The following is a 6,310-nucleotide window of genomic DNA, read 5'->3' on the forward strand; positions in this document are numbered from 1 at the left end:
CCATGCCCACGATTCTCCCAGCCGCCCCTACCAGGACATGGTTATTCTGTCGGCGTTTTAAGAATTAGGGCCTGTCATTTCTGACCCACGCACCTAGCTAAGGCTGCCGGCCCTATCGCGCTGGTGTCCGGCGTCATCTTTTTCGGCTGTGGATGCGGCCCGCCTGCTCGCTGCCGACCGGAGCCTCGACCGGATCGAAAATGATGAGGCAGACGCCTTTCAAGTAACCAACGCCCTGGCCACATCGCGCTAGACTTTCGATCATGACCGGTGCCCCTGCCCGTCTTCTGGCTTGGCTCGTCTCCCTGACGACGCTCCTCACGGCGTGCGCGCCCGCGATCGGCTTTGACGAGACCGCCACCGATCGACCGATAGCGACGTCCTCGGCCCGGCCAGCGCCTGGCGACGTCGCCCCTCACCGGACTCCGGACCCCACCCCGACGCAAGTTCCCACGCCAACGGCGGTGCCCCAGGCGTTTGCCCTCAACCTCTACCAGGAGGGGGACTTCGTGCCGCAGTACACCTTCGATTGGTGTGTTGCGGCGAGCATCCAGATCGCGCACAACCTCATCGATGACACGGGGGGCGGCACGTGGGCCGATCGCGCTCAGCAGAACGACCTATGGGAGATGGCGCGGGCACGGTCGTCCAACTCGTTCAACGGTGCCAACCCATTGGGTTGGGCCGAGGTGCTGACTGACGTGGGGATGGGGTCATACGCCGTCGTCAGCATCGCCGACTACGAGGACGCGCTGCGAACCGCTGCGCGCGCCATCTCCGACACGGACCGGCCGGTCGGGCTGGTCATGTGGAGTGGTCGCCATGCCTGGGTGATGAGCGGGTTCGAGTCGCTCGGCGATCCCGACCAGTTCCCTGAGTTCTCGGTTACCGGCGTACGCGTCCAGGATCCGCTCTACCCGCACGGAAGCGGGCAGTGGGGTCCATCGCCTGCGCCCAACAGCCTGCTCAGCCCCGAGCAGCTGGCGACGCAGTTCGTGGTCCGCGAGCCGCGACGCTGGAGCAGCGATCTGCCAGCGGGCTACCTGCTGGTGCTGCCGCAGGCCGAGGCATGACCAGGCCTTTTGTGCCCTGGGCTTATTTCAACCTGGATTGAAGCCTAGCTCCAGACCTAGCTGGCCTACTCGGGAGTTAAGAGAAGCTCGCCAGCGATTCCGATTGGGCGTCAGCACGTTCAAGGAAGAGGCAGCGCGCCTAGCTTCTGTCATTGCCGTTGGCGGTGTCCTCGGGCGGGGCCGCACGGGGAGCGCCATCATCGGGTGATCAGCCTGCCGTCGCGGCTCGCCGGCCGCGCTGTTGAGGCCGGCCGTTCTTCAGATTCGTCCCTGGGCGTAGGCTCGGCCTATGCGTAGCGTCCGAGCTGATTCGAGTGATTCAGTTGGGGGTGGTGATTCCGCGCCGATTTACAGAGTTCGATTCTGGACCCCGCCGCCTGCATTTCGCCTGGTACGTGGATGAATGGGATGTGACTGAGGCCGAGCAGGTTACGGACGTCATCGAATGGGGGGCGAGGAACGCAGACGGCCACCCATTCGAGGTTTTCCTTCGCTGGGAGGACCACCATTTCACGAGAGACGGACGGCCGGAGCCATACTCGCGTTACGCGCTGATTTACGGCCGGCCGGCCGGGAAAGCGACCGCAATCGAGATTGTCTACTCGGAGTCGAATTAGATAAGTCGCGGACCTCTACGAGCAATCGTCATTCGGCGCCATGATCGTTGAGTGCTTCATCGTCCGGGGCGACCTGCTAGGCCGCGTCGAATTCGCCAATGGAACGGGCTTTGGCGCCTCCGAAGCGCTCAACGAGATCCGTTGACCCGGGACTCCAGGCTTGGGTTGACCAATCACTGGGAGGGAGCCATCCGATATGAGTCCCCTATTTCAGACAACTACGGCATATCCGAATGCCTTAATGCTCTTGATAACCGAAGACGACCCCAACGTTCCGGACATCGACGGAATAGCCAACATTTGGCAAAGTGAGAGCATGCTCGCCCTTGCCGTCCAACACGACGTAGACGGTGACGTTGAACTCCGAATCACTCACGAAGCCCCCTCTTCGCCCAATATGATCCTGCTTTTCGATGGCATCCTTCCGACGGGCCGCAGGCTTGTTGAGATCGAGACTGTCTATTTGGACCGCATCGCCGGCATCAGGACCCTCACTGGGGAACTTCCGGTTCGCATTTGGGGTGACGATCCCCGGCAGCCTGAACAAGTTGTCATCGAATGCCTTGGGCTGGTGGAGCTCACGTAGCGCGAATTCCGAGCGCGTTCAACGTCGAGCAAAGACCATCATGGCGTTCCGTAGAACGTGTCCCGTTTTGAGCCTTCAAATCGAACCCTTAGGGGCCGTTCGTGAACCAGAGGATTCGTTGTCCAGGACCGCCTCTCCGGTAGACGTGCAAGTGCGGATATCGTCGGGGTAGTGAGGGCTGAGCTCTCGCGCGCAGCCCCGTCGCTCCTGTCGGGGATTCGTTTCGATGGGAGTTCTATGTCTGGTGTTCAGGTCCATCCGATGTCGCCATGGTGATGAGGGTTCTCGGCGACCTCGGCCTCGCCTGTTCCCCCGCCAAAGTCGAGGCCGACAACGCTGAGTACGGTGCCGCGATCTCGGCAATCGGTCGGTCTCCGGTTCGCTTCAGGGTCGGAAAGCTGACCCCGACGAAGGTGGGCTTGTTCGTGACGGTGTGGCGGNATGGGTCGACCGAGCCGCTGCCTGCGGAGGAGTACAGCGACGTGCTGGTGGTCTGTGTGCGGGAGGATTCCCGGGTCGGAGCATTCGCGTTTCCGAAGGCGGCGCTGGTAAAGCATGGCGTCGTCTCCGTGGGCGGGGCCGGAGGCAAGCGAGGATTCCGCGTCTATCCGCCGTGGTCAGCTACGACGAATCGGCAGGCGAAAAAATCCCAGCAGTGGCAGTGTAATTACTTCTTCGAGATGGCTGACGGATCCGCCTTCGATGCGCAGCGAGCCAGCCGACTCTTCGTCGTGGCCTAGACGGAACGGCGACCGCTATTCGGGCGTCTCGTTCCGTTCTCTTTGGGCGAGCCGCTGTAGTTGCCATCGGTGCACGTCGGGCAGCCAATCCAAAGGAGCCGATGGGCCGATCCGCGGGTCGTCGGGGACACCGCCGTCGAGCAGGTCCTGCACGTACGCGCGATCCTGTTTGATACGTGCTTGTAGCTGCCCAGTTCCGCCGACCGAGCCGTGACCGGGGATGACGGCATCAACGTCGTCGGCCACGCTGTCGAAGAGCCGCAACGCGGCGAGGTAGTCCTCAAGCGGATCCGCTGCCTCCAGGTCGAGAAACGGCATCAGGATGTCAGAAAGCATGTCGCCGGCGACGAGGACGCCGCGTTCCTCGATCAACAGCGCCGCATGGCCCGGGGCATGGGCCTGATGCTCGATGATCCGGACTGTGGGGCCATCCCAAGGAATCTGCGAAGTATCGACGGGCAGACCGGTAATGAGACCGAGCAGATCCATCGGGATATCCTCGGCGTACTCCGGCGGGAGCCCCTCGGCTATGCGGGCCCTCCAGTCCGCGTTCGACAGCAGATCCTGGATAGAGGCCGCGCAGCGGGCTGTACCGTAACGGGGCGCGTCGCCGAAGTCCGCGTGCCAGAGCACGTGGTCCCAATCAGGATGCGTCGAGAAGCCTGCCACGACGGGCTGGCCCAACTCGCGAAGGTCGTTCGCGAGGGCCGCCATTTCGTCGACCGTTATACCGGGGTCAATGAGCAACACACCGTCCCGGCCCTGCACGACAACGGAATTACTCTGGATGAACTCGCTCTCGTGAACAAGAACGCCCTCAGCGACTTCCTTCAGCATGAAATGCCTTCCGCTTGCGGTTTGCAACCCCTTGTCGAGACGGTATTAGCGGCTTCGCGTTTCGTGGTGAATACCAACCCGCTGAGATCCCCGTTGTGTCACACGGGAACCCCCAACGGGACAGCCGTCCGCTAATGGACCGCGACTCTTGGTTTCGTATACTTTGTGCGGCCTCGGATCAGTCAAATAAGCGTGCCAAAATCCTCAAGGCTGCTAGTTGAGGGTATTCATCTCGCGCCATTTCGGAGCGGTAATCATCCAGCCAATAGCTCGCTGCTCTCTGCTCCGTCAGGCTGATGAACTGAGGGTTCTCATTGGAAAATTGCTTGTAAGCCCTTTGGAGAACCGATCTGCCTGGCAGGTCCCGGTTCAGGAAGGCCAACACATCCTTCCCCAATTCGATGACATATTCGCCGCAGAGCTGAACAACGAAGGGTATGGTCCACGGGGCATCTGAGGCAAAGATCAGCGAAAGTGCCCTTTGCCTTACCCGCCCGTCGTGGTGGCGCGACATCCAGCAGGCCAGGACGAGATGCTCAGCTGGTGTGAGCTGCGAAGTTATGTCCTCGTCGGGCCAGGAGTAGTACATGCGGTAGGGGATCTGCATCAGCTCCCCAGCGACGTGGATCTCCGGGTAGTCGGCCACGTGCCAGTTAGTGTCTTGAATCAACGAGGCCGAGGTGGAGATCTCGGGTCGCTCTAGGATCCGCATCGTCTGTTGAGCGGCGGGACGGGCACTCAGAGGGATGGCACGCAGCAGGAGCGGGTCTTTGAACGAGGACACTTTCACCGGCTCATTCAATCACCTCTGCAGCATTCGGTTTCTAGTTCATTGGCCAACTCGGGGCCTTTACGTTTAGTGCTCCTGTTGGCGGACCCGGTACGGTGTTTCGGCTCCCCTGGTCCGTGTCATCGCCGTCCCATATTCCGGGCGGACCTCAGCCACGAGGTCCTTTTCGGCTTCTTTAGGCTTGGGTGCAGCTGCCGGTCCAGATCCGCGGGCTTCACTTCCCATTCTTCCCACATCCCGAGCAGATCGTCCGCTCGGTTGCCGTGCCTGAACTCTGCCTCTTCAGGGAAGACCGGCAGCGCGTCAAGGAAAGTGATGTGGCGCCCGTCCTTCAGCTGCAGGTCTGGAATGAGTTCATCCGGCCGTTCGGTCAGGACCCAGCCGGTGAACTTTCGGCCTTCGATAACTTTCCAGTCCCCCGCGACAAAGACGCCGTGACAGGCCGGGTGCGGCGTGGTGCTGCAGACCATGCTCGTGATGAGGTTGGCGAATGCCTCTCGAACTTGAGGAGAGTCCTGCTTGATGCCGGTGAAGACTTCCACTGTGTGTGAATGGCCGCGGCCGCCGGGACCGGGGACGCTGATGCCGGCGGAAGCGTAGAAGTGGACCCCCATCCGTGATGATGCCTTGGGCCAGTAGAAGATGCCGACAGTGTTGCCCTCCAACGAGGTCATCGTGCCGAATTCAGGTTCGGCGCCGACAGCGGACGTATAGTGCGCTTCCAGATCCTGTAAATGTCTCACGGGGCCTCCACTTCGACCAGGTGATTGATCTCCGCTAGCCGATGCAGCGTTATGCCCATACCCTGCTCTCCGACCAAGGGGTGGTCCACCGACGGGTCGAGCTGAATGAACGGAACAACTCCTGGGTCCCTACTATGCACAAGGGTTGGAGTGGAGATGGTTGACTGCTTGTAGGGCAATTCGTTGCATAACCACCCGAACAATGGGGGCAGGGACGCACGTGCCGGGTCTTCCCAGTGGTCTGCGACCTGTTGGATGCTTTCCTCACTGACTGAGACCCACACGGACCAGCTGAAAACTTCACCAGGTACATCGAGGATAGGGATTTCGATATGTCCCCTGAGAAAGTAATGCCACTCGCCTTTGATTTCGAGGACGCACATGTCAGAGTTCAGTTCGCCTGCGTCGCGTTCCGCCTGGGTTGCCTGCAACCAAGGATCTGGCGCCTGCGGCCCGAACACCATGGCGACCCCAGCATGTTGCTGTCCACAAGTTCCGCATTCCCACTTCGCATGACCGTCCATTAGTTCCCCCTCTATGTCTTGTGGCGCTCAACTTGCCGAGCCTACCGCCTCACAATGTTCCTTCTCTCTCAAATCGTCCCGTTGCCGGTCGATCACCGCACCCTTGGTGCCCGCTAGCCGAACCCTTTGCGGGACAATCCTCAGCCCGTCTGTTTTGTTGATTCCGTTTGTGGCTTCGGAGGACAAGATGAATCCTCTGCGCTACAGAAGATGCGGCAGTTATGGTCGGTGATTGAGTCGGCGGACACGGGCGTCATGGAAGTTAGTCGGTGAGGGAACTTTTCTGACGGCACCGGACACTACTAGGTGCGTGGGTCAGAAATGACAGGCCCTAATTCTTAAAACGCCGACAGAATAACCATGTCCTGGTAGGGGCGGCTGGGAGAATCGTGGGCATGGT

Annotated in this window: 7 protein-coding genes; 3 read left to right on the forward strand and 4 right to left on the reverse strand. The window is 60.8% G+C overall.

The window, feature by feature from the left end:
* Nucleotides 1-263 precede the first annotated feature (263 nt).
* The 3 genes from NG696_RS00125 (at nt 264) to NG696_RS00135 (ending at nt 3,016) form a co-directional block, all read left to right on the forward strand.
* A complete protein-coding gene (locus tag NG696_RS00125; RefSeq protein WP_252567896.1) occupies nt 264-1,073 on the forward strand; it encodes a hypothetical protein in 810 nt (269 codons plus the stop codon).
* An 858-nt stretch (nt 1,074-1,931) separates the two neighbouring features.
* Nucleotides 1,932-2,276 carry a hypothetical protein gene (locus tag NG696_RS00130; RefSeq protein ID WP_252573468.1) on the forward strand — a complete coding sequence of 115 codons (345 nt, stop codon included), beginning with the start codon at nt 1,932-1,934 and terminating at the stop codon, nt 2,274-2,276.
* A 275-nt stretch (nt 2,277-2,551) separates the two neighbouring features.
* On the forward strand, nt 2,552-3,016 hold the full coding sequence (locus NG696_RS00135; RefSeq protein ID WP_445260422.1) for a MepB family protein: 465 nt from the start codon (nt 2,552-2,554) through the stop codon (nt 3,014-3,016).
* 15 nt (nt 3,017-3,031) lie between these two features.
* On the opposite strand, the gene NG696_RS00140 is transcribed toward NG696_RS00135, so the two are convergent.
* The 4 genes from NG696_RS00140 to NG696_RS21035 form a co-directional block, all read right to left on the reverse strand.
* Nucleotides 3,032-3,853 (reverse strand): MBL fold metallo-hydrolase, encoded by an 822-nt coding sequence (locus NG696_RS00140; RefSeq protein ID WP_252567892.1) that lies wholly within the window; start codon nt 3,851-3,853, stop codon nt 3,032-3,034.
* 178 nt (nt 3,854-4,031) lie between these two features.
* Nucleotides 4,032-4,643: a hypothetical protein gene (locus tag NG696_RS00145; protein WP_252573471.1), complete on the reverse strand. Its 612-nt coding sequence runs from the start codon at nt 4,641-4,643 to the stop codon at nt 4,032-4,034.
* A 119-nt stretch (nt 4,644-4,762) separates the two neighbouring features.
* On the reverse strand, nt 4,763-5,386 hold the full coding sequence (locus NG696_RS20880; RefSeq protein WP_252567888.1) for a suppressor of fused domain protein: 624 nt from the start codon (nt 5,384-5,386) through the stop codon (nt 4,763-4,765).
* Nucleotides 5,383-5,910: a DUF2199 domain-containing protein gene (locus NG696_RS21035; protein WP_374211160.1), complete on the reverse strand. Its 528-nt coding sequence runs from the start codon at nt 5,908-5,910 to the stop codon at nt 5,383-5,385. Before NG696_RS21035 ends, NG696_RS20880 begins: the two co-directional genes overlap by 4 nt.
* Nucleotides 5,911-6,310: the final 400 nt, after the last annotated feature.

Source organism: Pseudarthrobacter cellobiosi (assembly GCF_023913755.1).
GTDB lineage: Bacteria > Actinomycetota > Actinomycetes > Actinomycetales > Micrococcaceae > Arthrobacter > Arthrobacter cellobiosi.

What these genes read in the sequence shown, in the direction of transcription:
- NG696_RS00140 (WP_252567892.1), bottom strand. Translation starts at nt 3,853, where the DNA reads ATGCTGAAGGAAGTCGCTGAGGGCGTTCTTGTTCACGAGAGCGAGTTC.
- NG696_RS21035 (WP_374211160.1), bottom strand. Translation starts at nt 5,910, where the DNA reads ATGGACGGTCATGCGAAGTGGGAATGCGGAACTTGTGGACAGCAACAT.
- NG696_RS00125 (WP_252567896.1), top strand. Translation starts at nt 264, where the DNA reads ATGACCGGTGCCCCTGCCCGTCTTCTGGCTTGGCTCGTCTCCCTGACG.
- NG696_RS00130 (WP_252573468.1), top strand. Translation starts at nt 1,932, where the DNA reads ATGCTCTTGATAACCGAAGACGACCCCAACGTTCCGGACATCGACGGA.